Annotated in this window: 26 protein-coding genes; 16 read left to right on the top strand and 10 right to left on the bottom strand. The window is 47.9% G+C overall.

Going from position 1 to position 25,187, the window contains the following annotated elements; translation table 11 throughout:
- Positions 1-15: 15 nt before the first annotated feature.
- The gene (locus tag HPY28_RS07825) at positions 16-456 is read left to right on the top strand and encodes a small multi-drug export protein (RefSeq protein WP_017250347.1); all 441 of its coding nucleotides are present in this window, start codon (positions 16-18) and stop codon (positions 454-456) included.
- 42 nt (positions 457-498) lie between these two features.
- On the opposite strand, the gene HPY28_RS07820 is transcribed toward HPY28_RS07825, so the two are convergent.
- Positions 499-945 carry a GNAT family N-acetyltransferase gene (locus tag HPY28_RS07820; RefSeq protein WP_174224441.1) on the bottom strand — a complete coding sequence of 149 codons (447 nt, stop codon included), beginning with the start codon at positions 943-945 and terminating at the stop codon, positions 499-501.
- A gap of 158 nt (positions 946-1,103) precedes the next feature.
- Here HPY28_RS07820 and HPY28_RS07815 point away from each other — a divergent pair, with 158 nt between their 5' ends.
- Positions 1,104-1,364, top strand: a complete 261-nt coding sequence (locus HPY28_RS07815; RefSeq protein ID WP_015892299.1) for a YusU family protein — start codon at positions 1,104-1,106, stop codon at positions 1,362-1,364.
- A gap of 47 nt (positions 1,365-1,411) precedes the next feature.
- On the opposite strand, the gene HPY28_RS07810 is transcribed toward HPY28_RS07815, so the two are convergent.
- The 4 genes from HPY28_RS07810 to HPY28_RS07795 all read right to left on the bottom strand — a co-directional run bounded on the left by HPY28_RS07810 (position 1,412) and on the right by HPY28_RS07795 (position 5,981).
- A complete protein-coding gene (locus HPY28_RS07810; RefSeq protein ID WP_174230347.1) occupies positions 1,412-2,245 on the bottom strand; it encodes a DUF1835 domain-containing protein in 834 nt (277 codons plus the stop codon).
- Between the two features lie 74 nt (positions 2,246-2,319).
- Positions 2,320-3,714: a hypothetical protein gene (locus tag HPY28_RS07805; RefSeq protein WP_173622286.1), complete on the bottom strand. Its 1,395-nt coding sequence runs from the start codon at positions 3,712-3,714 to the stop codon at positions 2,320-2,322.
- Entirely contained in the window at positions 3,695-4,264 is a 570-nt protein-coding gene (locus tag HPY28_RS07800) for an RNA polymerase sigma factor (protein ID WP_007716978.1), read from the bottom strand. Before HPY28_RS07800 ends, HPY28_RS07805 begins: the two co-directional genes overlap by 20 nt.
- Positions 4,265-4,316: 52 nt before the next feature.
- Positions 4,317-5,981 (bottom strand): DNA repair helicase XPB, encoded by a 1,665-nt coding sequence (locus tag HPY28_RS07795; protein ID WP_217444733.1) that lies wholly within the window; start codon positions 5,979-5,981, stop codon positions 4,317-4,319.
- A 141-nt stretch (positions 5,982-6,122) separates the two neighbouring features.
- Between HPY28_RS07795 and HPY28_RS07790 the strand changes: the two genes are divergently transcribed.
- The 5 genes from HPY28_RS07790 to HPY28_RS07770 all read left to right on the top strand — a co-directional run bounded on the left by HPY28_RS07790 (position 6,123) and on the right by HPY28_RS07770 (position 11,479).
- Positions 6,123-7,442 (top strand): hemolysin family protein, encoded by a 1,320-nt coding sequence (locus tag HPY28_RS07790; RefSeq protein WP_017250342.1) that lies wholly within the window; start codon positions 6,123-6,125, stop codon positions 7,440-7,442.
- A gap of 129 nt (positions 7,443-7,571) precedes the next feature.
- Complete coding sequence (locus HPY28_RS07785; RefSeq protein WP_069851401.1) at positions 7,572-8,576, top strand: ABC transporter substrate-binding protein; 1,005 nt, start codon at positions 7,572-7,574, stop codon at positions 8,574-8,576.
- A gap of 93 nt (positions 8,577-8,669) precedes the next feature.
- Positions 8,670-9,725, top strand: coding sequence for an ABC transporter substrate-binding protein (locus HPY28_RS07780; protein WP_017250340.1), 1,056 nt, complete (start codon positions 8,670-8,672; stop codon positions 9,723-9,725).
- A gap of 28 nt (positions 9,726-9,753) precedes the next feature.
- Positions 9,754-10,689, top strand: a complete 936-nt coding sequence (locus HPY28_RS07775; RefSeq protein WP_017250339.1) for an ABC transporter permease — start codon at positions 9,754-9,756, stop codon at positions 10,687-10,689.
- Positions 10,682-11,479 (top strand): ABC transporter ATP-binding protein, encoded by a 798-nt coding sequence (locus tag HPY28_RS07770; RefSeq protein WP_017250338.1) that lies wholly within the window; start codon positions 10,682-10,684, stop codon positions 11,477-11,479. The genes HPY28_RS07775 and HPY28_RS07770 overlap by 8 nt, the downstream gene beginning before the upstream one ends.
- Positions 11,480-11,489: 10 nt before the next feature.
- On the opposite strand, the gene HPY28_RS07765 is transcribed toward HPY28_RS07770, so the two are convergent.
- Positions 11,490-12,713, bottom strand: a complete 1,224-nt coding sequence (locus tag HPY28_RS07765; protein WP_174230345.1) for an MDR family MFS transporter — start codon at positions 12,711-12,713, stop codon at positions 11,490-11,492.
- Positions 12,714-12,847: 134 nt separating this feature from the next.
- Here HPY28_RS07765 and HPY28_RS07760 point away from each other — a divergent pair, with 134 nt between their 5' ends.
- From HPY28_RS07760 to HPY28_RS07730, 7 genes are all read left to right on the top strand, one after another.
- Positions 12,848-14,650 carry an SgrR family transcriptional regulator gene (locus HPY28_RS07760; RefSeq protein ID WP_174230344.1) on the top strand — a complete coding sequence of 601 codons (1,803 nt, stop codon included), beginning with the start codon at positions 12,848-12,850 and terminating at the stop codon, positions 14,648-14,650.
- Positions 14,651-14,750: 100 nt separating this feature from the next.
- Complete coding sequence (locus tag HPY28_RS07755) at positions 14,751-15,182, top strand: tellurite resistance TerB family protein (RefSeq protein WP_017250335.1); 432 nt, start codon at positions 14,751-14,753, stop codon at positions 15,180-15,182.
- Between the two features lie 131 nt (positions 15,183-15,313).
- On the top strand, positions 15,314-16,111 hold the full coding sequence (gene surE / locus HPY28_RS07750; protein WP_174230343.1) for a 5'/3'-nucleotidase SurE: 798 nt from the start codon (positions 15,314-15,316) through the stop codon (positions 16,109-16,111).
- 3 nt (positions 16,112-16,114) lie between these two features.
- On the top strand, positions 16,115-17,155 hold the full coding sequence (locus HPY28_RS07745) for a hypothetical protein (protein WP_173622282.1): 1,041 nt from the start codon (positions 16,115-16,117) through the stop codon (positions 17,153-17,155).
- Positions 17,156-17,304: 149 nt separating this feature from the next.
- Complete coding sequence (locus tag HPY28_RS07740; RefSeq protein ID WP_017250332.1) at positions 17,305-17,787, top strand: hypothetical protein; 483 nt, start codon at positions 17,305-17,307, stop codon at positions 17,785-17,787.
- Between the two features lie 64 nt (positions 17,788-17,851).
- Positions 17,852-18,448, top strand: a complete 597-nt coding sequence (gene thpR / locus HPY28_RS07735; protein WP_017250331.1) for an RNA 2',3'-cyclic phosphodiesterase — start codon at positions 17,852-17,854, stop codon at positions 18,446-18,448.
- Between the two features lie 49 nt (positions 18,449-18,497).
- Positions 18,498-19,166, top strand: coding sequence for a hypothetical protein (locus tag HPY28_RS07730; protein WP_026043230.1), 669 nt, complete (start codon positions 18,498-18,500; stop codon positions 19,164-19,166).
- Positions 19,167-19,228: 62 nt separating this feature from the next.
- On the opposite strand, the gene HPY28_RS07725 is transcribed toward HPY28_RS07730, so the two are convergent.
- Both HPY28_RS07725 and HPY28_RS31035 read right to left on the bottom strand, forming a co-directional pair.
- Complete coding sequence (locus HPY28_RS07725; RefSeq protein WP_017250329.1) at positions 19,229-19,702, bottom strand: chemotaxis protein CheW; 474 nt, start codon at positions 19,700-19,702, stop codon at positions 19,229-19,231.
- A gap of 414 nt (positions 19,703-20,116) precedes the next feature.
- Entirely contained in the window at positions 20,117-20,935 is an 819-nt protein-coding gene (locus HPY28_RS31035; protein WP_483296510.1) for a DUF8189 domain-containing protein, read from the bottom strand.
- 590 nt (positions 20,936-21,525) lie between these two features.
- On the opposite strand from HPY28_RS31035, the gene HPY28_RS07715 reads away from it, so the two are divergent.
- Positions 21,526-22,524 carry a hypothetical protein gene (locus HPY28_RS07715; RefSeq protein WP_217444732.1) on the top strand — a complete coding sequence of 333 codons (999 nt, stop codon included), beginning with the start codon at positions 21,526-21,528 and terminating at the stop codon, positions 22,522-22,524.
- Positions 22,525-22,740: 216 nt separating this feature from the next.
- Here the strand turns inward: HPY28_RS07715 and HPY28_RS07710 are convergent, their stop codons facing one another.
- Complete coding sequence (locus HPY28_RS07710) at positions 22,741-23,262, bottom strand: hypothetical protein (RefSeq protein ID WP_017250326.1); 522 nt, start codon at positions 23,260-23,262, stop codon at positions 22,741-22,743.
- 86 nt (positions 23,263-23,348) lie between these two features.
- Here HPY28_RS07710 and HPY28_RS07705 point away from each other — a divergent pair, with 86 nt between their 5' ends.
- Positions 23,349-24,029 carry a TerC family protein gene (locus HPY28_RS07705; RefSeq protein ID WP_017250325.1) on the top strand — a complete coding sequence of 227 codons (681 nt, stop codon included), beginning with the start codon at positions 23,349-23,351 and terminating at the stop codon, positions 24,027-24,029.
- 41 nt (positions 24,030-24,070) lie between these two features.
- On the opposite strand, the gene HPY28_RS07700 is transcribed toward HPY28_RS07705, so the two are convergent.
- A complete protein-coding gene (locus tag HPY28_RS07700; RefSeq protein ID WP_174230342.1) occupies positions 24,071-25,159 on the bottom strand; it encodes an HD-GYP domain-containing protein in 1,089 nt (362 codons plus the stop codon).
- Positions 25,160-25,187 lie beyond the last annotated feature (28 nt).

Raw genomic sequence — 25,187 nt, 5'->3', positions numbered from 1 at the left:
GAAAGGCGAAACAGAATGGACGTATTATGGAAAGCAGGCTCGGTGACATTATCTGGCATGTTTGAGCTGTGGGCAGCGATCCCTGTAGGTTTTATGTTGCAACTACCACCGGTTCTGATCGGAATATTTAGTGCGGTGGGTGCGATTATCAGCGCAGGTGTCGTCATTTTTTTGGGAGGTTCTTTGCGCGCCTGGCTTTTAAAGCGTGTAGAGAAACGGAGCAAGCGTCAGGGGCGCATGTGGCAGATATGGGATAAATACGGAGTGGTCGGCCTTGGTCTCGCTTCGCCGCTTTTAACGGGAGCCCCACTGGGAGCTGCTATTGGTATCTCGCTGGGAGCCCCTACGAAAAAGCTCATGCTGTGGATGTCAGTGGGCATCATTATCTGGAGTGTGTTATTGACGGCAGGAGTGGCTTTTGGTCTGTTGCAATTCATGGTACCAGAAACGAAATAGCTATATGAAAGAAAACCGCCAATTTCTGGCGGTTTTTGCTCATCATAACGTGATTCTGTAGACAATCTCTCCATCGTATACGTCGCCAGTTTCTTCAAAGCCGGTTTGTCTGTATAAATGTCTTGCACCTGTATTGTCTGGGCATACGGTCAGGTTGACAAATCGGCTTTGCGGGAAACGGTTCCGTACCGTATCCACGATCGCTGTGAGAGCCGCTCTGCCATATCCTTTGCCTTGGTACTGGTGATCGATCAAAAAACCGTTGAACCAGTAACACCAATCTGTTGAGGCGTCATAGGTAATCATGACAAACCCAACCATTTCATCAGCGTTATACAAACAGAATGGTTCATATGCGCAGTTGTCACCATCAGGGCGGATATGAACCTTCGCTAATGAAACGGCAACAGACGGGACAAAGCGCTGCTGCTCATCTTGTACCTGCAAGCGTAATGCATCTTGCCAGTTATCTCTGGTTGTTGGAACCAATCGAATACCAGTGTCTTTGATAAGTCTTCACCTCGATCATCTTGATAGCTTAAGCGTAACCGATCGTTCCTGAAAAATCTTCCTTTTCTGCTTGGGCGTTTTTTCGTAAAATAAACAAGGATACAAATAGAAAAGTTCCTGAAAGTGAGGTAACTGACATGGACGAGAAAAAAGAAGCGTTGGTCCCTGAACTGGAGGATCTCGTTCGTAAATTTACAGAGCTGTTGACAGGAGAAGCGACTCCTGAGCGCGTAGAAATGGTAAAAGTATGGTGCCTGTACACGACAATGGCAAAAGCAATGCCTCCGCTGATTCAGCATTGGGGAAGCGAGCCTGAGCATATGGAAGCACGGAATCAAATTCGGGAAATCATCGAGCAAATCAAGCAGTGGAATCAGGAGAAAAATCAAAAGCATTAAAGAGTAGGAAAAAACGCTGTCTCTTTGCGAAAGAGAACAGCGTTTTTTTACTTCAATCGAATCTCTAAGCGGCGTAGAGGCATCAACTCTCCACGGTAATCTAGCAGGCCTTGCTTGATCAGCTCATGAACCCGGTATGTCAAATACGTGTCACCAATACATTGATCGCTTTCCCCCATGACGGTACCGATCACACGTGCAGCCTTTTGGAACTTATTTGATGCATGTTCCAAGAGCAAGGCATCATAATAATCCTCCGATACTTCTAATACCTCACCCTGTTTGTAAACGCGCAGCGTGCTATCAGATTGCGACCACTTTTCCCATTCGAGGATGAGGCTTTGTACGAGAGGCGCAGGCATATTCTTTTTCACCTGATAAGCGTCCATCACCAATTTGGGAGGGAGGGCACCCGCGCTTTTCAATACATAAGATACCTCGTTGCCATCTATGTTTCTTACTTTGTAATCGCAATTCACACTAAATGCCGTTATATCGATTCCTTCGAATGAGAGGTTTTTATCCTGAAGCATGGAGACAACATAACGAATCCCTATGCTGTCAGATGCGTTCTGACCATACCACAGAATTACGCTACTGCCATCAGGGACCTGTGATGGCAAGGTTAGATTTCGCAGCAGGTATGCTTTTATCGTTGTCAGGTCTTCGTTAGAGATCGGTTCTACTTGCTTGAAGAAAGAATGAATCCATTCAATCCTTTTATTCATCCCGGTTGCGGTCTCCAGTTGATGTAGCGGTCCAACTGAAAAATCATCCTCGATACAGATGATGCTTTCTGTTTGTAGTAGATTCTGTTTGCGGAAGACGGATCGAAGTGTACCGTAGGCAGATAGGCTGAAGCAGATGTGAAATTTGTTCATTCGTTAGCTCCTCATGATTAAAAAGACACGATCCCGAAAATCAGGTCGTGTCTTTTCCGATTGTAGGGATCTTTTTACGGATTCCACGTGATATGTTTGGTAGCATCCATTAATTCATTTAAGGTAACTCCGTTTGCGGTCACTACCACATACAACGATTGGTTGTCGGATTGAGCGTTAAAATGAACCGCATGCTGGGCTGTTGATCCTTTTGAATCCGTTTGATCAAAAGAAACGGCGATGGCTTGCTCTCCGTTGACAGCGAACAACTGAGTAGCGGAGAAAGTGCCTGGGATAGAGAGGCTGCGCTTGCCTTCTGTATTGCGCACAACATCTAGGCGAATCCAGTCGTTGTTCCGCTTGTAATCGGCAGTTAAGCGAGTCACCTTCTGACTGGTTTCGGATTCATATTGGACCGATACCGTACTCATCGAGAACCCATTCGGTGCTTGCGAGAGGGCAGGTACGGGCATATCTGATGCTTGTACAGCAGTGTTCAAATCCGAGAAGGAGGAAAGCGTAATGGGCTGCTTCGCTACCGCCGGCAACGTTGGACCCACTAATGCGTTCTCAGTCTTACCGCCATCAGCAGTGTCTGGTTCCACTTGGGAAGCGATCCCAAAAGTCGTAGGCTTCTCAGCAGCGGCGCCATTGGCTTCCTTTGCAGCTACTTGGTTACCAGTATTTGCTGACACGGCTGGAACTTCCGATTTCGCTTTTGCTGCTTGATCAGCTGAGTTCCCTTGTAATCCGCGAGATGCCACGCTGTTCTGCCCGTCTTTATTGATCGTACGTGGCTCGGATGTTACTACTTTTTCCTCTGGTTTCACCATCGCAATCGCATTGTTCGATTGGGGAGGTGATGCAGGAGGTGTATCTTTTGCAGGTGCAGTCGGAGCGACCTGCGATTGTGTAGCGGCGGACTCTGGCTTGCTTTCTGCTTTTTTCATCGTCGGACTATCGGCTGCTGCTGGTATGGAAGCGATAGCAGGTGCTGGGGCTGACGGTGCCGATTTTGATTCCGTATCGGTAAATGCAAAAGTGTTCTGGTTGTCTTTCATCCCGGTTTCTTGAATGGCAGCCATTTGAAGATTATCCGGTGCCATTTGTTGGTAGCCGACGAAACCAACTGCGAGCAAGACAGCCGCTGCGCTAACCCAGGCGTATGAAGGGAAGCCTTTGGTCCAACGCTTGTTTGGCTTTACGATCACTGTGCTTGTTTGTTGCTCTGAAGATGCAGTAGCGGCGTGAGGGGGTACACCTTTTTCGGCGGTCTGGTAGATTGCTTGCATGATTCTGTCTTCCAGGTTCGCTTGAGGTAGTGGAACCTCCTTCAAGAACTGCACCTCCTCTTCTGTTGTCATTTGCGTTTCTATCCAAGCGATGCATTCGTCACAGGTTTCAATATGTGAGTGTGAATCGCTATCTGTGTCATCTAGCCATGCTTTTCTAAATGCCTGGCAGTTCATGTACGAGCCCCCCTTCCTTGCGGGATAACAATTTTGCGAGTTCCTGACGAGCACGCAAGTAACGGACGCGAGCTGTAGATTCGGCGATGCCGAGGAGTGTAGCTATTTTTTCAAACGGATATTCGTGCGTACAGCGAAGGACAATCACTTCTCGATAAGAATCCGACAGTAAGGCAAAGGCCTCCTGAATTTCTCGACGTTGCTCCTTTGTCATGAGCGATTCCTGAGGGGATTCATCCCGTGTATTTGATGGCACATAGGCCAATTGTTCATCCGAGTCATGATACTTTCGGCGACGCAAGAAGTCGATGCTCTTATTTCGGGCAAGCGTATGTAACCAAGAAGAAAACTGGCTGTCCCCGCGGAAAGTGGACAATTTTTCATACGCTTTTACAAATACTTCTTGAGTGAGATCCTCTGCATCAGAGCGATTGTTTACCATTTTGTAAATGAAAACATAGATCATATGCTGATATCGCTGGATGAGGTCGCGATACGCTTCGATGTCGCCTTGAAGAATCCGCTGAATGATTTCGGCGTCGGATTGCATTGAATCTTTGGCCTCCCTTCCCTCTATGAGACGCTGGTTATTCGTAAACGTTTCAGACCAGCGTTTCGATTTCTATAATATCGTATGGATAGCCTTGTTCGACCAGAAAAAGCTGGCGATGGAGCGAAAACTCCTGCTCTCTCGTGTCTCGTGTTACCAATGTATAAAAATGGGCGGTGTTGTCGTCTGTTTTGGGCCTTAAGATGCGTCCCAGGCGCTGTGCCTCTTCTTGTCTGGAACCATACGTCCCGGAAATTTGGATCGCGACGTTGGCATCCGGCAAATCAACCGCAAAGTTGGCTACCTTGGATACGATCAGGCGTGTAATTTCCCCTTTTTTAAACTGCGTGTACAAAAGCTCACGTTCTTTGTCCGGTACTTTTCCTGTAATGAGTGGCAGTTGGAGGGCCGTTGCCATCTGTTCAAGCTGATCGATATATTGCCCGATGATCAAAACACGATCGTGGGCGTGCCTCTCCAATAGCTCGCGGACGACCTCCAGTTTTTTTGGATTTTCTGCCGCAATGCGAAACTTTTGACGAGCGGTTGCATGTGCATAAGCCTCACGCCACTTCGGCTCAAAGGGGAGTCGAATTTCTCGGCAATGCGCCTCCGCGATCCAGCCTTGCTCTTCCATGACTTTCCACGGAACCTCGTACTTTTTTGGACCAATTAGCGTGAAAACATCTTCCTCCCGCCCGTCTTCCCGAACAAGAGTAGCAGTCAGCCCAAGTCTGCGAGTGGCTTGAATCCCAGAAGTAACACGAAAGATGGGTGCGGGCAACAAATGCACCTCATCGTAAATAATAAGCCCCCAGTCGCGCTCTGAAAAGAGTTTCAGATGAGGAAAATCATCTTCGGCGGTGGGGCGGTATGTAAGAATTTGATAAGTCGCCACAGTAATTGGCTTGACTTCTTTATTGTCACCAGTGTATTCGCCGACCATATTTGGATCAAGTCCTGTTTTGTCCAAGAGCTCTGCAATCCATTGACGAACCGATGTCGTATTCGTGGTCAAAATGAGTGTGGCTGTTTGCAATTGGCAAATGGCACCAAGTCCAATGACCGTTTTTCCAGCACCACAGGGCAGGACGAGTACACAGCTTCCCCCGGTCACAGCTCCACCAGAATAGAAGGCATCGACAGCTTCTTTTTGATAAGAGCGCAAGGAGAATGCTCGGCCTTGGGATGTCGTTTCCCGCAAGCTGACTGCACAGGATTCTCCTTCTGTATAGCCCGCCAAATCTTGAACAGGAAACCCGAGCTTGATCAGCTCTTGTTTAATCAGACCGCGCGCATAGCTTTTGATGACGAATTCATTCTCAAAAAGAGCAGCGATTGATTTATAACTGGTCACCTCTGCTAAAAGAAGGGGGTCATCACTCATTAATACGAGATGATCACCAATGCGTTCCAAACGAAACAAGCCGTATTTTCGCATCGTATCTTCTATTTCTTTGACGATGGTAGGCGGGACACCGTACTTGCTATAGCTGCCAAGCACGTCCGTTACCTCTTGTGATGTAAGACCAGATGCAGCCGCATTCCAAAGCGATAAAGGGGTGATCCGATAGGTATGGATGTATTCTGGGTTCTTGATTAGCTCGGTAAAACCACTGATAGCTTGTCTGGCCTCGGAAAATAAAGGATGCTGTGTTTCCAACAATATCGTCCGATCGCTTTGAACGATCAAGGGCAGGTCTGGACGGTACGACAATAGACTCACCTCATTACAAAAGGCATAGGAATCAGCACTATGGTATCACAATCTCAAAAAGAAAGAAAAACGAACAGGTAACATTTTGGCGAGGATGGGAAACAATATCCCAAAGCATGGACGGAAAGGACGGCGGGGAGCATGGCAATTTGGGGAAGCTTGTTTAATTTGATCTTGGTCATGATCCTCGTACTCCTGAACGGGTTCTTTGTTGCGACTGAATTCGCGATTGTAAAAGTTAGGGAATCGCGCATTGTCCAGCTCGCAGCGGAAGGAAACAAGCGCGCTGTTGACGTCGAGAGGGTCCTGCACAATTTGGATGCTTATCTCTCCGCGTGCCAACTTGGGATTACGCTGGCTTCATTAGGACTCGGTTGGCTGGGAGAGCCTGCTGTCGCGCATCTCCTGCATCCAGTTTTTCGTTACTTCCATTTAAATGAAACGGTTGTTAGCAGTATTTCCTTTATTATCGCTTTTTCGCTGATTACGTTTTTGCATATCGTGCTGGGGGAGCTGGCTCCTAAGACACTGGCTATTCAATACTCCGAAAAGGTGGTACTTGCGGTAGCCAAACCGATCCAGCTCTTCTACAAAATCATGTATCCCTTTATTCAAATGCTGAACTGGGCCGCGAGTCGTTTTCTTGCGCTCTTTCATATATCCTTGGAGCCGCATCAAGAAGCACATACAGAAGAAGAGATTCGCATTCTCGTCAATGAAAGTCACAAAAGTGGCTTGATTGATCAAACTGAGCTGATGCTGGTCGATAATATTTTTGATTTCTCGGAGACGATGGCAAGAGAAATCATGGTTCCACGTACAGATATGGTTGTCTTGAACCTGCGCGATCCCTTTGACGAAAACGTGAAGCATGTCCAAAATGGACGGTTTACCCGCTATCCGGTAGTGGATGGTGACAAGGACCATGTTGTGGGTAGTTTGCACATCAAGGATATGTTGACAGGGCTTCTGGAAGGGGAGAGCAATGACCTTCAGAGCTTCATGCGCCCTATTTTGACTGTGCCGGAGACGATCTCGATCAGCCGGTTGCTGACTATGCTACAAAAACAACGAGGACAAATGGCGATTATCATTGACGAGTATGGGGGCACTGCCGGTCTGGTGACGCTTGAAGATATAATGGAGGAAATTGTCGGAGATATTCAAGACGAGTTCGACGACGAGCGCCCCGAGGTGGAGCGAAGTGACGGAATGCTGTCATTGGACGGGCGTATGCTACTGGAGGAAGTGGGCGATTATCTGGACATCGAATTGGAGTCAAGCGATGTAGATACGCTAGCAGGTTGGATTTACATGCAAATCGATCATCCGCCGCGCGTGGGGGATCGAGTAAAAGAGGGGAAGTACGAATTTGTCGTGGGAGAAGTCGACCATTACAGAATCACCAGGGTATATGTAAAGAAAATCGGCAAAGCAGAGGAAGAAGTCAATTTTACTTAAGTAAGGAAAGGGGCTTCTCAATGCGCAATAATATGCTATAATGGGACACAAGTTGCCTAGATGGCAATGAGCCTAATTGCTTAGGGCGATTAGAGCAGCTGAGAGTAGAGACTAGAGGAGGAAGTACAGATGAGACGAGCAGTCAGTATGGTACTGACCGCATTGCTGGCGTTTTCTTTGGCAGCATGTGGCAACGAAACAGGTGGGAAAACAGAGACAGCAGCAACGACAGGCCAAGGGCAAACAGTGAAGCTGGGGCTGACGCAATTCGTGGAGCACCCTGCGCTGGATGCTATTCATAAAGGAATTTTGGATGGACTGAAGGATGCTGGCTACGAAGAGGGCAAGAACTTGGAGGTAGACTCCCAAAACGCCCATGGCGACATGAACAATACGGTCTCGATCGCACAGAAGTATGCCGGAGATAAAAAGGATCTTGTCGTAGCGATTGCGACGCCATCCGCTCAGGCTGCAGCCAAGGCGATTGCAGATAAACCTGTTATTTTCAGTTCCGTAACAGACCCGATCTCGGCTCAACTGGTTGGCAGTCTGGAGAAGCCAGACAAAAATGTCACCGGGACGTCCGATAAAGTATCGATGGAACAACAATTGAAGCTGGTGAAAGCATTCCTGCCTGAGTTGAAAAAGCTGGGCGTGATCTATACGACCTCCGAAATTAATTCAGAGGTACAGGTCAAGGAATTGGAAGACGCAGCGCAAAAAGAAGGCGTAGAAATCATCAAGGCTGGCATTTCGCAGCTATCCGAAGTGCAGCTAGCAGCGCAATCGCTTGCTAGTAAAGCAGATGCCATTATTATCCCAATTGACAACACGGTCGTATCTTCGTTTGAAGCGGTACTCGGAGCAGCAGAAGGAAACAAAATCCCTGTCTTTGCTTCTGATACCGATACAGTGAAACGTGGAGCGGTTGCTACGTATGGGATTGATTACTACCAAATCGGTAAACAAACAGGCGATATGGCTGCCCGTATCTTAAAAGGGCAGAGTGTTGCTGATACTCCTGTAGAGATTTCGAAACAAGCTGATTTGTATATTAATGAAACAGCTGCTGCAAAGTTTGGTCTCACTATTTCTGAGGCACTCAAACAACAGGCGAAAGAAATCATCAAGTAAAAAGAGAGCGTCATGCTCTCTTTTTATTCTTTTAAAACCGTTTTATCCATGTTAAAATTGTAGAAAAAAAATTCACGAGGGGGAATTCACTAAATGTTCAAACAAAAGAAGAGTGTTAAAATTTTTCAGAGTTTTTTATTTCCTTTATTGCTTTTGTCTGTTACCGCATGTGGACAGCAAAGCGCTACTCCTGCAAACAATTCTACACCAGCCCCCGCAACCACGACGGCGCCTGCTCCGTCTACTGAAACCAAGCAGCTAACGATTGGAATTGCCCAATTCGTGGAACACCCTGCTTTGGATGCAGCAAGAGAGGGCTTTATCAGCCAATTGGCGAAAAACGGCTACGAAAAAGACAAGCAAGTAAAAATCGATGTGCAATCCGCTCAAGCGAGCATGGATACTGCCATTCAGATTGCCCAAAAATTCGAGGCTGACAAAGTAGATTTGGTGTTGGCTATTGCAACCCCGACGGCACAGGCTGCCGCACAAACTAGCAAGCAGATTCCAATCCTGTTTACGGCGGTAACTGATCCAGTAGAAGCTGGTCTGGTAGCTGCGATGGACAAGCCAGGAGCGAACGTAACTGGTACATCGGATATGAACCCGGTCGAAGAGCAATTGAAGCTGATCAAAGAAATGAAAGCTGATGCGAAGTCTGTTGGAATCATTTATAGTTCTGGTGAAGTCAACTCCAAGGTACAGGTGGATGCGGCAAAAGCTGTAGCCGGCAAGCTTGGTTTAGAAATTAAAGAAGCGGCGATTACGAGCGCAACGGAAGTGAAGCAAGCAGCTGAGTCCATGGTGGGCAAAGTAGATGCTTTCTACGTACCAACTGACAACATGGTCGTATCTTCGATTGCAGCTGTTATCGGTGTAGCGGAAGCACAAAAAATTCCGGTCATCGCTGGTGAAGAAAACTCTGTGAAGAGCGGAGCGATTGCCACTTACGGGATCGACTACACAAAGCTGGGTGAGCAAACAGCTGATATGGCAACAAAAATCCTGAAGGGTGAAGCGAAGCCAGCTGATATGGCTGTTGAAGTGCAAGCAGACATGAAGCTCGTATTGAATAAGAAAGCAGCGGAAAAAATGGGTGTGACGATTCCGCAAGCCATGCTCGACCGTGCTGGACAAGTGATCGAGTAATAAATGCAGTAATTGGAGGATTTCTTCTATGAATCAACTGGCAATAATGGGAGCCATTGAGCAAGGTTTACTATTTGGTATCTTGGCTCTCGGTGTATATCTGACCTTCCGAGTTCTAAACGTTCCTGACTTGACCGTAGATGGTAGTTTTGCCTTGGGAGGCGCAATCGCAGCCAAGTTCATAATCGATGGCACCAATCCGTTTTTGGCCACTTTGCTGGCTTTCATCGTAGGTGGTTTGGCAGGGGCTTTTACGGGCGTCTTGCATACCAAAGGAAAGATTAACGCACTTTTGGCGGGGATCTTGACGATGATCGCCTTGTACTCGATCAATTTGCGTGTCATGGGGAAAGCGAATCTGCCCCTTTTGCGGGAAGATACCCTGTTCACTTATGTGAAGGATATGGGCATTCCGAACCTGGCCGTAGGTGGAGTTACCTTGCTGTCTGGTGTAGCAATCGTCTTTATCGTAGGGGTTATGGTGTTGAAGCTCATCATTGACTGGTTCCTGCATACGGATATGGGTCTGGATTTGCGTGCGACAGGTGACAACTCGAAGATGATCCGTAGCTTTGGGGTAAACACGGATTCGACAACGATCATTGGTTTGGCTCTCTCCAATGGCTTGGTAGCTTTAGCTGGTGCGTGGGTAGCCCAATACCAAGGCTTTGCGGATGTAGGTATGGGGATCGGGATGATCGTCATCGGTCTCGCTTCCGTTATTGTCGGGGAAGTTTTGTTTGGCAGCTCTTCGATTTTCCGAGTGACGCTTGCTGTCATTCTCGGCTCGATTGTGTACCGCTTAGTCATTGCACTGGCTCTGGATGCAGGACTCAATCCTTCTGACATGAAGCTGATTACTGCCCTGATCGTTATCTTTGCCCTGACTGTCCCAACTGTGGCAAAAGGCATCTGGAAAAAGCAAGCGGTACGCACGGCAAGGGGAGGAAGTAGCGATGCTTAAAATTAAAAACGTCAACAAAGTATTCAACGCAGGAACTGTGAACGAAAAGATCGCGCTTCGAAACGTTAATCTGGACGTTAAGAAGGGAGAGTTCATCACCGTTATCGGTAGTAATGGTGCCGGTAAATCGACGATGATGAACATGATCTCCGGTGGACTGACGCCAGATGAGGGTAGCATTACGATTGATGGCAAAGATGTCACGCGCTTGGCGGAGCACCAACGCGCAGGTCTGATTGGTCGAGTCTTTCAGGACCCAATGGCAGGTACAGCGCCGAACATGACGATTGAGGAAAATCTGGCAATCGCTTTGGGGCGGGGAAAACGCCGTACACTTGGATTTGGGGTGAATAACCAGAAGCGAGAGCTGTTCCGTGAGCAGCTCAAGCAGCTGGATCAAGGGCTGGAGAACCGCTTGAAGACCAAGGTAGGTTTCCTCTCAGGGGGACAGCGTCAAGCGCTTAGCCTGTTGATGGCTACCTTCACAGAACCGAAGATTTTGCTCCTCGATGAGCATACAGCAGCGCTTGACCCAAAACGGGCGCAGTTGATTGTAGATTTAACGGAAAAAATCGTGGAGCGCTATAAACTGACGACAATCATGGTCACGCATAATATGGAACAAGCGTTGAACATGGGCAATCGTCTGCTGATGCTCCACGATGGGGGGATTATCCTCGACATTCCGGATGAGAAAAAACGGACGATGAAACCGCAGGATCTGCTTCGCGCATTCGAAACAGCCCGCGGTGGAGAAAGCTTCAGTGAAGATCGCTTCTTGTTAACCTAATCGGATCGAATCAGCCTTCCTGTTCAAGCAGGGAGGCTTTTTCATGCTTGGAAAGATACATGTACATGAATCCAGCACCGATCAAGAGGATGCCTGCTACGATGGTGAATAGCATCGTGCCGCCATCATGCAGCAAGACAAGGCTACCCAAATATGGTCCACACATGCGGGAGATATCCCAGTGTGTTCCCGTGATTGCGAAGTACCGCCCGCGCATCGTGACAGGTGATATTCGTGTGACGAAGGCCATCAGCTGAGTCAGACCAATACTCTCCCCAAAGACGAGCAGCACTTGCAGAGAAAGAAGGACAGGTACGTTGTCGATGAAGGCGTAGCCCAAGGATACGATGAGAAAACAAATGTACGAGCCGCTAATCAACAGGCGAGCCGGCAAGTGCTGTGTCCATTTGACGAGCAAATACTCGAAAAGGAGCAACAGGACCCCTTTTACCGCAATGAGCAAGGCAAGTGTTTGCAAATAGTCTGGCAGCGTGTATTTTAGATGAAGCTGGAGATTCGTCTCGGTTTGCGCGTAAAACAGACTGATCGGCAAAGACAACATCATAATGGCAAGGGCTGGTCGATAAGCATGCCAGGAGCCTCGTGAACGTACATCAGCTGCTTCCACGACAGGAGCTTCTGGCAGCGGAGTTTGCGGGATTTTCCACCAGACGGCAAGAGCATAGATCAATAGCGAGATCGCAGTAAACAAAAATGCCATAGCAGGATCGTACTTATAAATGATGACGCCGACTAAAGGTCCCAATGCGGCCCCAATACTGCTAGAAGTATTGAGAAGGGCAAAGGCACCTGCCATTTGTGCAGAGGAAATCGTATCAGCGAGATGCGCGCGGCTGGCAGGGATAAACAGGGAGCGGCCAGCACCGTTGATGATGTACAGGATCGCAAAGCCCAGCATGGAGTCTGCCCAAGCCATTCCCAACATGGCGAAGCCTTGCAGGAACAGGGCGAGTAGCATGATCGTTTTTCGGCGATAGCGGTCCGTGATACCACCAGCAAATATCGTCAGCAAAATTTCGGAGAAGGGCTGCAAGCCAATGACAAGCATGGTCATAGTGACAGAGCCGCCGATGTTCTCGCTCAAGTACAATACGAGAAACGGAGCGATCATGGCGCTGGATAAAGAGGTAAGCGTTTCGCCGAACAGACGGACCCAGAGAAGTGTTGGATACGCAGCAAAGAATCGACGGAGTGCATGAGGGATGTGTGACATAAGAAAGTCCTTTCTTTCGGCTTTTTCCGGTTAGTTGGTGTTTTTAGAATTGTAAGGTGGCAAAGACCGGAGAAAAAGCGTACGATTAGGCGAATAGTTTTTTCATGTTTTCTGAGGGAATTGGTGGTGGCAAGATGCAACTGGTTGAACAATACATGCGTTTATGTGCGGGGCGGCCTAATGAAGAGATAGGGCATCCGCTTGACATATCGTTAGCTGAAGTTGCTTCGCTTTTATTTTGTACATTGCGGAATACGACCTTGACCTTGAAAAAAATGCAAAGTCAGGGATGGGTAGTCTGGCAGCCGGGGAGAGGGCGAGGAAATCGATCTGTATTGACATGCTTGCTTGCGCCGGAAGACCTGATTCTGAGCGTAGCCAAGGAGCTCGTTCAAAAAGGGGAGATTCGTGCTGCACGGGATATGATCGACGAATATGGGGTGAATTTGCCTGTTTTGGGTGAAAAATTTTCACGATGGATGAATAGTCAGTTTGGACATCATGTGAAACGGGAAAAGGGAAATAAGGGCAGAGTCGATACCTTGCGTTTGTTTTACAATCGGCCATTTGCAGGGCTTGATCCGATCCATATTCTCCTGCGCTCCGAGTCACATATGGTAAAGCAGCTATTTGATTCTCTGGTTCAGTTTGATCCTGTCACGAAACGGATTGAACCCGCTATTGCTTTTTATTGGGACACTAGTGAAGAAGGGAAGCAGTGGACTTTTTACTTGCGGAAAGGTGTATTATTCCATCATGGCCGTCCACTTGTTGCGGATGATGTGCGCTTTTCCTTGCTTCGTTTGATGGAGCATTCCTATAAACATCGCTGGCTAGCCGCTTCAATCGAATCGATTACCGTCAAAGATGACCACGTATTGACGATCTCCTTGCATATGCCGGATGAATTGTTTTTACAGGCACTAAGCAAGGAATATATGGCGATTGTCCCCTGTGATTACGTTCTGGAGATGGGGGAGCAATTTGCGCAAATGCCAGTAGGAACGGGGCCGTTTCGAGTAGTCCGCAACGACGATTCCATGCTCGTGCTGGAAGCGTTCACGCCTTATTTTGGTGGTAGGCCGTTCTTGGACCGAATTGAAATCTGGTGCGTACCTGGAATGGCAGCAGAAGCACAGGCAGATGAGAGCTTGTTATCCGTAATGGCTATGGATGATCATCGGGATACGAGCGCTCTGACATGGAGTGACGTCGGCAGATTGGAAGATTGTTTTCAATACGTCAGCTTGAATGGAGCAAAAAATGGCCCGCTGTCACATAGCGAATTTAGGAGTCTCGTGGTGGCTATCATTTGTGGACAAGCCTTGAGACAAGAGCTACAGGGAACGAGGGAGCATGCAGTCATCTGGGGTGGAAGTGATTCGTTCCAAGAAAAAAGAGAGGTGCCGGAATCACAGGAGTTGGTTCGTATTTTCAAAGAGAGCGGGTATCAGGGAGAGGCACTGTCGCTCTACACGTATCCAGATTCCGATCATATAGAAGATGCCCAGTGGATTCAGAAAACGTGCGAGGAATACGGAATTGCCATTGAGATCAGGTATGCATCTCCGGAGGAGCTTGCCTTGCCTCCGTTGTTACAAGAGGCAGATTTGGTTGTGGATAGTGCGAATGTAGATGAAAGGGCGGAGCTGTCTTTACGAGAATTTCTAAACGCTGGTGCGTTGAGTATTTCACATCATTTAGATCCGCATGGAAAGGAAGAGATCGCGTATTGGATGAACCGCATGTCGTGCGTCCAAACAGCGCAAGACCGACAAGCTTGCGTGGACAGCATCATGCATACGCTTGCGGCTTGCAGTACGTTTGTCCCGCTGTATTCGAATCGGGTAGAGATACTTGCACATCCGCGGTTATCGGGTGTAAGTCTGGATGCCTATGGCTGGATGGATTTCAGACGCATTTTTGTTAGGGAATAGCATAAATTTGTCACATAATGATGTGAAACCGCTTTCGTTTTTCATCGTATTATCATATGTAGTTATATATTATGCTCATAAAGCTTTTTGAGGAGGAACTATGCCGGTGTATACCAAAATCGAAAAGGACAAACACATTTTGTTTGCGTCCATTCGCTTAATGATCTGCGTCGGACACGCCGACGGTTATATAGGAAATAAAGAAATGGATCGTATTCATGAAATCGTGAATTCGGAGCATTTTACATTGAAAGAACGACAAATTTTAATGGATGACATGGACTATCCGAAGCGTCCGGAGGTCATCGTGGAAGACCTGGTAGCCATGACGCAGGCTGAAAAGCTCGTTATGATGCGCAAGCTCTACCATATGGCATTGATCGATCGGAAGTTATCACCAGCGGAGACAAAAGAGATTGCCCGCATCGCTTGCCTGATCGGAATCTCGGAGGAAAAGCAGCGTCAAGTAGAAGAGTGGATTCGCGAAGGGATTGTTTGGCGCGAACGCTGGAAAGATATTGTAGGAGAATAGACGGGGCCCCAATATGATTGGGGTCCTTTCGTTTTAGGTGGAAGCTTGGCGCAGCCTCGAATTCTACAGTACAATAAGAAAAATGATGTCTTGGCGAGTGGCGACGCTATTTATGAAGGAGGAGACCCAAATTGCGGATCTTGGTTACGAATGATGATGGCATCGATGCTCTTGGTATCAAGCGATTGGTAGAAGCTTTGCTCACTTTGGAGGGAGCGGAAGTCTATATAGTGGCACCGGTTGAAGAGAAAAGCGGGGTGGGACACGGAATTACTTATCGCAGTGCGCTCGCGCCTGAACAGCGTGATTTTTACGGAATGCCGGTGAAAGCGTGGGCGGTCAATGGCAACCCTGCAGACTGTGTAAAAGCTGCTTACCATCTCCTGTTTGAACATGGGAAAAAGCCGGATATCGTATTTTCGGGGATTAACGTCGGGACGAATCTCGGACGTGATATTTATTACTCCGGTACGTGCAGCGGTGCCAGGGAGGCGGTAATCTTGGGGGCTCCCGGAGTTGCCCTTTCCTATGATAACTGGTTCGATCAAGACAACTACGGCGATGTAGTGGAGATGATTCGTCCGATTGTAAAAGAATTCAGCGATCGTGCGGTCAAAGGAGAACTGGCGTCAGAGGTATTCTGGAATATTAATATCCCGCATGTACCGCTGGCTGAGGTGAAAGGAATGGTTCCGGCCACCTTGTCCATGAATCACTATGAAGACAAATATAGCGAAGAAGCAGAAGGCTATTATTTGGCACGCGAGTACCCTCAAGTCATGCCACTGGCGGAGCCGCTGGACTATGATTTGCTCAAGCATGGCTATATTGCGATTACCCCTGTCCACATTGACGCGACAGATCGGACTCTCTTAAAACAAATGGACAATTGGACATTGCTAAAAGCTTGGGGAAAACAGGAGGAATAACGCATGAATGAAGAATTTTTCCCCTCGTTAACCCCCGATGATACCCTGTGTTCTCCAGACGATTCAACACAGGGAGAGGTTCTCGATCCCGTGGTTTATCACGATTTGTACAAGCTGGCAGAAGAGGAGGGGCTTCCTTACTTTGTCCGTCTAAGTGGAACGGGCGAGGTGGAGCTGTATTTGGTGTTCGAATCGGTGGATGCTTTCAGCGAGCAGACGAGAGATGCCGTTTCGCTCGAATTCAAAACGTATCAAAATAAACTGCTCGCTGTCATTTGGACACTGTCGGACCCGCTGAATCCACTTGGTTTTCCGTTGACGTTCGACATAGCGCATGCTGACGAGCGAAGCATGGCTTTGACAATGATCGAGCAGCCGTTTATTTCTTTGCACTACTTGGCTTACGCGGATCGTGAGCTTACCCACATCTATTCCGAGTCGATTTCTTTTTCCCCAGCGGAAGTGGTTCGTACGCGTGAGATGATTCAGGCGCTCTATGAAGGAACACCTGATACTCTTCCAGAAGAGGTGCAGGTGCGTGAGGAAGAGACAGAAAGCATCTCAGCGATGAGCTTGCCTGGATCTGTTTTTACAGAATCGGGGATGGCCTTCGTATTGCGTTACAAGCACATGAGAGATGTCCAGGGTGAAGAAGGAGCGCAGCATTTATTGATGAGTACTGTGCAGCAAGCAGTATGGGTCATGCGCAGGCACGCCCGCAGCGAGGTCCGGGATACGTCCTTTACCGTATGGGCTGCGGAAGAGGGAGATTACGCGATGATCGTGCTGACGCCAAGTCTCTCGCATTTGTTCGAGGTCGTTCATATGTCAGAAGATGAAGCGAATCCTTTCTCGCGCTTTTTGATGACCTTGCCGGAGTATGTGGAAACACAGGACGCTTCTCCCTTGCAGGTAGGCGCCTATCCACTATTGCGTTATGAGAGCGGTCGCCTCTATCATTTGGAGCTGGATGAAGATGTACAGAAGCATCTCGCGCAGGTGTTTGCGAAAGCGTTTCCAGGAATGCCTGTCCCTTACCTGTAATTGTTGAGAGATTGTGAAAAAAGACTCTCCCTGGAATTTTTTGTTCTTCGATGAAATATGGGTAAATAAGTCATTTTTCAACAAAGGATATGACAAGCGGGAATTCGAATTAAGTAAGACAGACAATCCATTGGGGAGAGGTGACGACGATGTACGCTGTTGAACCCAATTTGTTCCAGGCTGTTTCTGAATGCGCCCACCGTTTTCAAGGGGAGATTGAGCAACTGGCACAACGTCATGCACTTACGATCGAAGGAGGGCTTCCTGCCTTGGAGCTGCAGGTACATCCGCAGTTTCAGGCTTTGCTCGAGTACAATTTGTGGGGAGAAGCCGGTTTAGTAGTTATTCATGGGAAATTACATAAGCGCGATCAAGTTTGGACAGATTCGTTTTCAGTCATGATGAAGTTTTCCTTGACGCATGATCCGAGTATCGATATCGAAGGAAAGAAGCAGCGCATTGAAGAGTTTTTATATGGGGAAGCAGAGTACTTCTGGAATATCCCTCCTGCTGGTCATGTCGGTCATAGTGAGCTGACCTTGCGTTTTACCTACCAGCCTGGCTCGAACCGTCTTGCGGAATATGTCAGGAGTGTTTTGGGAATCGTAACCGGAAAGATGATGGCTGCCTAACGAGGCAGGAAAGATAAATGGCTCTCCGTCACAGGAGGGCTATTTTTTTCGAAGGAGGACAGAAATGCGCTTATTCATAGCGTTGGATATTCCAGCTGATGCTGCCGCTTATATTGCCGATGTTCAAAAACGGTTAAAGCAAGATGTGACTGCGGACAGGTGGCAGTCTCTCGCTAATTTGCATTTGACTCTGCATTTTCTTGGAGAGGTGGATGAGTCACTCGTACCCGCTATCTGTGAGGATATGGATATCGTCGGCGCGATCATCCAGCCATTTACCCTGCGTGTTGGTAACTTCGGGGTTTTTCCGAATGCCCTGCATCCACGTGTGCTCTGGCTGGGACTGCGCGGCCAACTTTCTCCACTCAACCAGCTGCATTTATTGTTGGGTAGAAGGTTCGAATTGCACGAAGGCTTGTCCTACGATCGGAAGCGGTATCGGCCGCATATTACGCTGGCGCGCGGTCCGCATCGCAGTGGGGATGAGCTTGCCCTCGTAGATTGGAATGAACGTTATTTAGCGCAGGAGCCCCCACAATGGAAGGCACGGCATTTCCATTTATATCGTTCCGAGCTGTTGCCGGAGGGCGCGGTACATACGATGATCCACACGAGCACGTTTGATAAAGATCACAGCAAAAAACAAGCGTTGCCTGAATAGACTAAGAAGAAAGGATCAGGGAAGCCTTCCAGAAAGCGGTGGAAAACGGATGGGTGAGTTCACGACCGGCATTCTTTATCCACGCAAATACGAACCGAAAGTACTGATTGCCTTATCCAAGACAGAGCAGCCATACTTCCACAGAAACGTCAACATCGACTGGAATGCATTTTTCCTGCAGGATGAGTGGCTGGAAACCTCCACGACGCTTGATTTTTTGCTGAGACTGTCCAAGCAATTCGTACCCCTCCTCTGGTTTCATGACGCTGAGGACAACGGCTGGGGCTTTCGCTTGTTCGATGCAGGATACGAGGTTGCGTCAGCGACAATCAGCTACTCGCTCGATGTAGAAATGGCGGAAGCCGAGTTTTGCAGGCTTTATCCAGAGATTGACCTGCAGGAAGGAATCGTAGAAAGCGAGGACGTTCGGCAAAAGTATGAAGACATACTGGAGAGGGTAGTGCGTTCGGAGTTGTATCGGCGCGAGGTAGGTAAAGGGATCACACGTATCAAGCCGCAGTCATTTGGTCGGATCGTGGGTCCAAAGCAGATTCAGCAGTTACGTTCCCTTTTTGATCTGCAGTTGTTGACGAACGTCGATGACGACACAGGAGCTTCACTGTTGTACGACTCGGTTGACCTGTTCAAAGAAATTTTGGGAATCGAAGAGATGGTATGGGTGAACTATGCGTATTTAGCAAGCGGAGGCAGAGAGTAGGGAGTAACGAATAAAGAGAACAAAAGCCCAGTGCATCATCGCACTGGGCTTTACACTGCCGCTTACTTCTTTTTCCACTGTCCAAAAATTTCATCCACATCGAGCAGCATGATCAGCTTGTCGTTCAAACGGGCAATTCCGTGCAAATACTTGCCCTCTACACCAGCGATAATCGGTGGTGCAGGCTCGATCAAGTTCTGCGGAATATTCATGACCTCCGAGACCGCATCTACGATAATCCCGATGTTCAACGCATCCATCTGCAAATCGACAAAGCGAGTATCATCCGTTTGTTCCAAAGGTTCCAAATCAAACATTTTCCGCAAGTTGATTATCGGTAAGATCCGCCCACGCAGATCAATGACTCCTTCGACATAAGGTGGAGATTTTGGAAAACGTGTAATGGGAAGTGGCTTGATAATCTCACGTACGAGTGAAATCGACAGTCCGTAATATTCATTCCCCATTTTAAACAAAATCTGTTGGTCAACAGCTACTTCTGCCTCCAAATCATTGCTTCTTTTCGTCAAATCCATGTGCACTATTCCTCCCCGAACCGCTTTCCATGTCTTTACCCATATTGTACCATGGACAAACCTATTCAGGACGTTTTTTTGTGGCAGGCAAAGACTTATGAACTAGTTTCAGGGGATGATCTGCAAGGAAGCGAGAACAACAATGGTCATGCTGACTCCAAAGCTGAGAAAGGCAATTTTGCTCAATGTTCTGTCAAAACCAATCTGCATTATCTATTCAGGGTGATTTGATAGAGAATGTACGTTCGAATTGAGTGCAGTATTTGACTAGAAAATATAGTTGTAGACTGAAAAATAAAGTTCTAGACTCGCGGAGCTATTACGCTAATGGGACTTTATGAAAGGGTGTAGCAGTAGCTGATCTCAAATCAATCAAAAAATTTGCTTTACAGTAAGATTTCTTTTACAGCCAGATTACGGTTTGCGAAATCTTTTCCAGGGTGTCCAAGCGGCATTTGGATCGGTACTAACCTTCCACTGTGTGTGGATATCCCCAGATTGGTCAGCTACCCACACTTGCAGACGCCCGTCATTCAACGGTGCCACAGTGAAGGCGACGGGCCGGCCAGGCGCGTGGAATGACCTCCATGGGCTCCAGTCGGAGTTCGGGCCGCCAGTCTTCCACCGGCTCGACAGATGTCCATCAAGTTTGAGACGCCACAGTTGCACCCGCCCGTCGGGAAGAGTACCTGCCGAGATCTTGTCGTCCTCCCTCGTATCGTACCAAACACGCCACGGTGCCCAGTCCGAGTTGGCGTGTCTATGCACCATCCAAGTCGTCAACACGTTTAGTCCAGTAGTCACGAAGAGTTGTATTCGTCCGTCCGCCAGGATGCATGCCGAGATCCGCCTGATGCGATGCCCGCCAGGCGGCGTGAATTCGTGCCATGGAACCCAATCGGAGTTTTCGGCGGTCGTCTTCTTCTGGGTGGTGAAGATCGTGTTGGTCCTCAGGGTAACGAAGACTTGGAGACGCCCGTCGGGGAGAGCAACAGCCGCCACGCTTGTCACGCCAGCACCGTTCCAGAATAATTGCCAGTCTGACCAGCGATGCATCAAAATCTCCCACATCGTTCTGACGCTCGAATCGGAGTTCGCGATGACGAACGCTTGCAGCAACCCGCCCACCCGTGGAAACACACTACCTACTGTCACACCCCCAACTGGAACTCTCACCTTGCGCCATGGCGTCCAGCTGGAATTTGGGTCGTATCGGTTCACTTTATCGACCATCCAGAGGGTGCCATCGTTCTTGCTGATAAATACAGCTGGAGTGGGGCCGTAGCTGGTAGCTCTGTACGAAGCCATGAGTCCGCTGTACATATTGACTGCCTCCTTTGCTTGTTATACAAAACTGAATCTGAGGTTACTACAATTGTTTAGTAACCTCAGATTCACATTACTACATGATTATGATTACCTCATGAGCTTTATACGGTTCAGAAAGTAGTGTTACTACCGCCCCATACTTTCCGAACTAGACGACTTTTGGTTAAAAAGCATTAGCGTAAACAAAGGGGCCGGTATCGTGATGAATCCTAACCTTACGTGGAATGACAATATTTCCACTTCTGTCACTCATGCAGTTACAATCCAAGTGATTCAAACTGAGGGTGTGGTAGCTGTTAGCGGAACACCGACGTGGCGTTTATGTGACTGTGTTTTAATAGGGGGACCGTCCGCAAGCCAAACCGCGTTATCTTAACTCCAATGTGACAATCTAGCTGACTCGGATCTGGATTAAAGCAATTAGGAGAATTTTCTACTTCTTACATGAATGATATTTCATGAAATGGTCAGCCTACTGTTTGGAGACATTCGGAATGAAAATGCAACAAACAATTGCAAGCGTAAATCCCTTTGTAGTACGAAGACAAAAATATTATTGGGGGTTATTTATCATGCTAGAAGTAGAACTAGATATCTTTTCAGGAAGGCCCAATCCCAAATGGATTTTGTCTGAGACCGAAGAGAAGGAACTACTTAAAATAATAACCTCCGACCCGACGCAAATTTCACCAGTGTATACCCCTGAGGAGGAGTTTGGTCTTGGCTATCGTGGATTTATTGTCCGCGAGATTAAGACGGATGAAGGGATTTGGAGCAGGACCAATCGGGAAATGGAAAGTCCACTCCCCATGGAGTTCCGTGTTGGAAGTAAACCAGCGAAGCAAGCCCTCGCTACTGAGTGGCTTTTGCAAACATCAGAAAAGAAAAACAGTAAAGTAACGGACAATCTGCGTGAAGAGGCTGCAAGTGGTGTCGTTTTATTACCTTCGCCCACTGAAGTTGTTGATCCAACCATAGATACTAGTAGTGAAGTCTCCGAATCAATGGTCTGCGCTTCCATGTACTACAATAATAACGTAACCACTTTCAATGAACCTCATCAAATCGCTAATAATAATTGCTATGCCTTCGCCAGTAATCATCTGGGGGGAGGGCGCTGGGCTCACCCTGGCCTCCGCGGAGGCCGTCCAGCAAGGGAAAATACATGTAGTGAAGTGATGGGTGGTCTGTACGCCGATGGTTGGAGTCATCACTGCTCACCTAGCTCATTGAACGTATTGATGATTGGATGCGTAATTAAACCAGGCGGACCACTTGATTCGGATTTTCACTTCTATCGGCTAGTCACGGATGGATCTCATGGTGCGTTGTGGGGCCACAAACCAGGAGCGACACCAGCTAAAAACAGAGATGATTGTGGGCGGCTTATTGGTTTAGGTTATGACCCAAGAACCATTTGCAGAGGCAGATACACTGAATTCTGTGGCTTTTTCTATCATAATGGTCCAGTGGTATTCGTCAAATCTTATTAACTATTCGATGCCAGGATACAAATGATAGGAAGGATGAGAGCAGGGCAGCCAAGCCATGCTTCAGAGATTGTACCGAATGTTGGGACAACTTCAAGCTGAATCATCCTTTTGATTCAGCAGAACCTGACTGATGAGTGACGGCTCCCTTCTACCTTTTTCATTTGTCTCACTAAGAACAGACCGACAAGCGTCAGGCTCGTCGGTCTGTTTTCTTGATTATGGTTCACGAAGGTCGTTCAATGAGATTCCTTGCTCAAGCGCGAAATCAAAATCATCCACATCGTAAAATTGAACAGGCACGATATATTCCAATATCCGATCCTGATAATCAGGCTGGTCTGTGAGAAGTGGGACCTCAAACTTCATGGCCGTCAACAATAGCTGTGTCTCTACGGGATCAAATATCTCCCCCCACATGGCGTTGTCCTCCACTTTTACGACCGTCAGTGTCACACCGTTCGGAAAAGAAAAGGGAACCTTGGACCATGGGGCTATCAGTCCTTTTTCCATTCGCTTACGATTGAATGGATCGGCAAAAAATTGGCTCATTTCTTTCATAATCCGCCGGACATACTGATCATCAGCAGAGTAGGGCATGATAGGTTCAGGACTCTGGATAAATTCGTCCAATTCATAGATTGTCGACGCGGGTATCAGATATTCTACTGGTTGCGATGGGACCATCAACTCCCCGTAGATAGCCAACATGATCGCTTCTATAACGAATTGTTTCGACATTTCGACAACCCTCCTCGTTACCATCATACAAAAAATCAGGGGTACCGTACAAGGGTGGCGAGTAGGGCTCAAAAAGTTCTGGGAGGGTGCATCCTTTGTTTGAATCTGCCTTTTTTTCGTCGCTGCTACTCATCATTACCATCAACCTCGTATTAAGTGGAGATAATGCCGTGGTCATTGCCATCGCTTGTCGGAAGCTTCCTATCGAACAACGAAAACGAGCCATATTGTGGGGGACGTTTCTTGCTATCATCGTACGCGTGATCGCTACGATTCTTGCTGTTTATTTGCTGAAAATCCCGTATCTGTACATGATCGGCGGAATTATCCTGCTATGGATCAGCTACAACCTGTTACGCGAGGACGAGCGAGAGGAAGCAATCAGCTCGAGTGAAGACTTGGTTCAAGCGGTCAAGACGATTGTGGTGGCAGATGTGATGATGGGACTGGATAACGTACTCGCCATTGCAGGAGCAGCGAAAGGAGATATCGTTCTCATCGTGCTGGGCCTTTTGATCAGTGTGCCTCTCATGATTTTTGGCAGCCAGCTCATTCTAAAAGCAATGGAGCGCTTTGTATGGCTTGTTTATATTGGTTCAGGTGTCCTGGCTGTAACAGCGGTGAATATGATTCTAATGGATGATACGATGCATGAGTGGATCGCGGGGAGGGCTTGGCTCGAATATGCGATCAAAATTGGATTGGTCGCTCTCGTGTTAGTTGCGGGATATTTGCAACGTACGAAAACACCACGTACCCACGCATGAAAAAACTGAGATGAATAATAAATCTCAGCTTTGTCGCGGGCCTATAAGGTTTTGACGATCGTCACGCTCATCCATTCTTTATCGTAGAGATCGACTTCATAGGTGGAGGCTACTTCAGATCCATCTTCATTGGTAAGAATACGGATCGTCGGTCGATTCACTGCCAATGGATTCACTTTGGAAACGACCCCGGTGTGCCCTGTACTCAGCATTACAGTTGAAGCAATTGGATAAATAGCGACGTGCTGCAGGAATAGCTTGAGCAGGTCGAGGTCGAAATAGGTGTTTCCTGTAGCGAACAAATACTCGGTAGCATCACTCGGCGAGTAGCTTTTCCGAAATGGGCGCGGGGAAACCAAGGCATCGTAAACATCAGCGATTGCCACGATTCGTGCATACTCGTGAATGTTTTTCTCACAGAGCTGACGGGGATATCCTGTTCCGTTGTATCTCTCGTGGTGCTGCAACGCACAGTGTGCGGAGACGACCGAGATATTATGTTGATTCCGCAAAATATTGAAGCCTTCTTCGGTATGGTATTGGACACGTTGTCGTTCTTCTGCGCTTAACTCCGTACGCATGGTCCAGAGCACCTTAGGAACCTGTGTCATGCCGATGTCGAACAAAAGCGCACCAATGCCCAACTCCATCATCTGTTGCTGGTTGTAGCCTTTGGCCATCCCTACCACACCAGACAGAACGGCGACATTGACTGCGTGGTGAAAAAGGTAACCATCCAATACGTGAAGACTGGATAGGTTGACCAAGATATCTTTACGACTGCTCAAATCTTGAAAGATTTCCCGAAAAACCTTTTGAAAACTGCTCCCGAAATCAGGTACGGACGTACGGCGCTTGATCTGCGGCTGATCCATGAGGGTGGTCATCGTTTTGTACACGGCATCCACGGCTTCTTTACGCGTCTCATCGCGGATTACATCTTCCGGCATGATATCTTCTGTGTGCTTGTCTTGAATGTAAAGGGTATCAATTCCCAATTGAACAAGCCGTTCAATGTATCGAGGGGTTAGTTGTACCCCGATCCCCAACAAAACGTTCCCATTTTCCTGGAACAAGCTCTTGGCGATGACATCGCCCGGCTTTACCGAAGTAATATGCAATTTTCTCACAACGAAAGCCCCAGTCCTTTTATGGTGG

The sequence above is a fragment of the Brevibacillus sp. HB1.2 genome, from assembly GCF_013332495.1.
Classification (GTDB): domain Bacteria; phylum Bacillota; class Bacilli; order Brevibacillales; family Brevibacillaceae; genus Brevibacillus; species Brevibacillus porteri.
The sequence above is the reverse complement of the archived record's forward strand: the minus strand, read 5'-3'. Positions and strand labels throughout refer to the sequence as shown.

What these genes read in the sequence shown, in the direction of transcription:
- HPY28_RS07825 (WP_017250347.1), top strand. Translation starts at nt 16, where the DNA reads ATGGACGTATTATGGAAAGCAGGCTCGGTGACATTATCTGGCATGTTT.
- HPY28_RS07815 (WP_015892299.1), top strand. Translation starts at nt 1,104, where the DNA reads ATGGACGAGAAAAAAGAAGCGTTGGTCCCTGAACTGGAGGATCTCGTT.
- HPY28_RS07810 (WP_174230347.1), bottom strand. Translation starts at nt 2,245, where the DNA reads ATGAACAAATTTCACATCTGCTTCAGCCTATCTGCCTACGGTACACTT.
- HPY28_RS07805 (WP_173622286.1), bottom strand. Translation starts at nt 3,714, where the DNA reads ATGAACTGCCAGGCATTTAGAAAAGCATGGCTAGATGACACAGATAGC.
- HPY28_RS07800 (WP_007716978.1), bottom strand. Translation starts at nt 4,264, where the DNA reads ATGCAATCCGACGCCGAAATCATTCAGCGGATTCTTCAAGGCGACATC.
- HPY28_RS07790 (WP_017250342.1), top strand. Translation starts at nt 6,123, where the DNA reads ATGGCAATTTGGGGAAGCTTGTTTAATTTGATCTTGGTCATGATCCTC.
- HPY28_RS07785 (WP_069851401.1), top strand. Translation starts at nt 7,572, where the DNA reads ATGAGACGAGCAGTCAGTATGGTACTGACCGCATTGCTGGCGTTTTCT.
- HPY28_RS07780 (WP_017250340.1), top strand. Translation starts at nt 8,670, where the DNA reads ATGTTCAAACAAAAGAAGAGTGTTAAAATTTTTCAGAGTTTTTTATTT.
- HPY28_RS07775 (WP_017250339.1), top strand. Translation starts at nt 9,754, where the DNA reads ATGAATCAACTGGCAATAATGGGAGCCATTGAGCAAGGTTTACTATTT.
- HPY28_RS07770 (WP_017250338.1), top strand. Translation starts at nt 10,682, where the DNA reads ATGCTTAAAATTAAAAACGTCAACAAAGTATTCAACGCAGGAACTGTG.
- HPY28_RS07765 (WP_174230345.1), bottom strand. Translation starts at nt 12,713, where the DNA reads ATGTCACACATCCCTCATGCACTCCGTCGATTCTTTGCTGCGTATCCA.
- HPY28_RS07760 (WP_174230344.1), top strand. Translation starts at nt 12,848, where the DNA reads ATGCAACTGGTTGAACAATACATGCGTTTATGTGCGGGGCGGCCTAAT.
- HPY28_RS07755 (WP_017250335.1), top strand. Translation starts at nt 14,751, where the DNA reads ATGCCGGTGTATACCAAAATCGAAAAGGACAAACACATTTTGTTTGCG.
- HPY28_RS07745 (WP_173622282.1), top strand. Translation starts at nt 16,115, where the DNA reads ATGAATGAAGAATTTTTCCCCTCGTTAACCCCCGATGATACCCTGTGT.
- HPY28_RS07740 (WP_017250332.1), top strand. Translation starts at nt 17,305, where the DNA reads ATGTACGCTGTTGAACCCAATTTGTTCCAGGCTGTTTCTGAATGCGCC.
- thpR (WP_017250331.1), top strand. Translation starts at nt 17,852, where the DNA reads ATGCGCTTATTCATAGCGTTGGATATTCCAGCTGATGCTGCCGCTTAT.
- HPY28_RS07730 (WP_026043230.1), top strand. Translation starts at nt 18,498, where the DNA reads ATGGGTGAGTTCACGACCGGCATTCTTTATCCACGCAAATACGAACCG.
- HPY28_RS07725 (WP_017250329.1), bottom strand. Translation starts at nt 19,702, where the DNA reads ATGGATTTGACGAAAAGAAGCAATGATTTGGAGGCAGAAGTAGCTGTT.
- HPY28_RS31035 (WP_483296510.1), bottom strand. Translation starts at nt 20,935, where the DNA reads ATGGTCGATAAAGTGAACCGATACGACCCAAATTCCAGCTGGACGCCA.
- HPY28_RS07715 (WP_217444732.1), top strand. Translation starts at nt 21,526, where the DNA reads ATGAAAATGCAACAAACAATTGCAAGCGTAAATCCCTTTGTAGTACGA.
- HPY28_RS07710 (WP_017250326.1), bottom strand. Translation starts at nt 23,262, where the DNA reads ATGTCGAAACAATTCGTTATAGAAGCGATCATGTTGGCTATCTACGGG.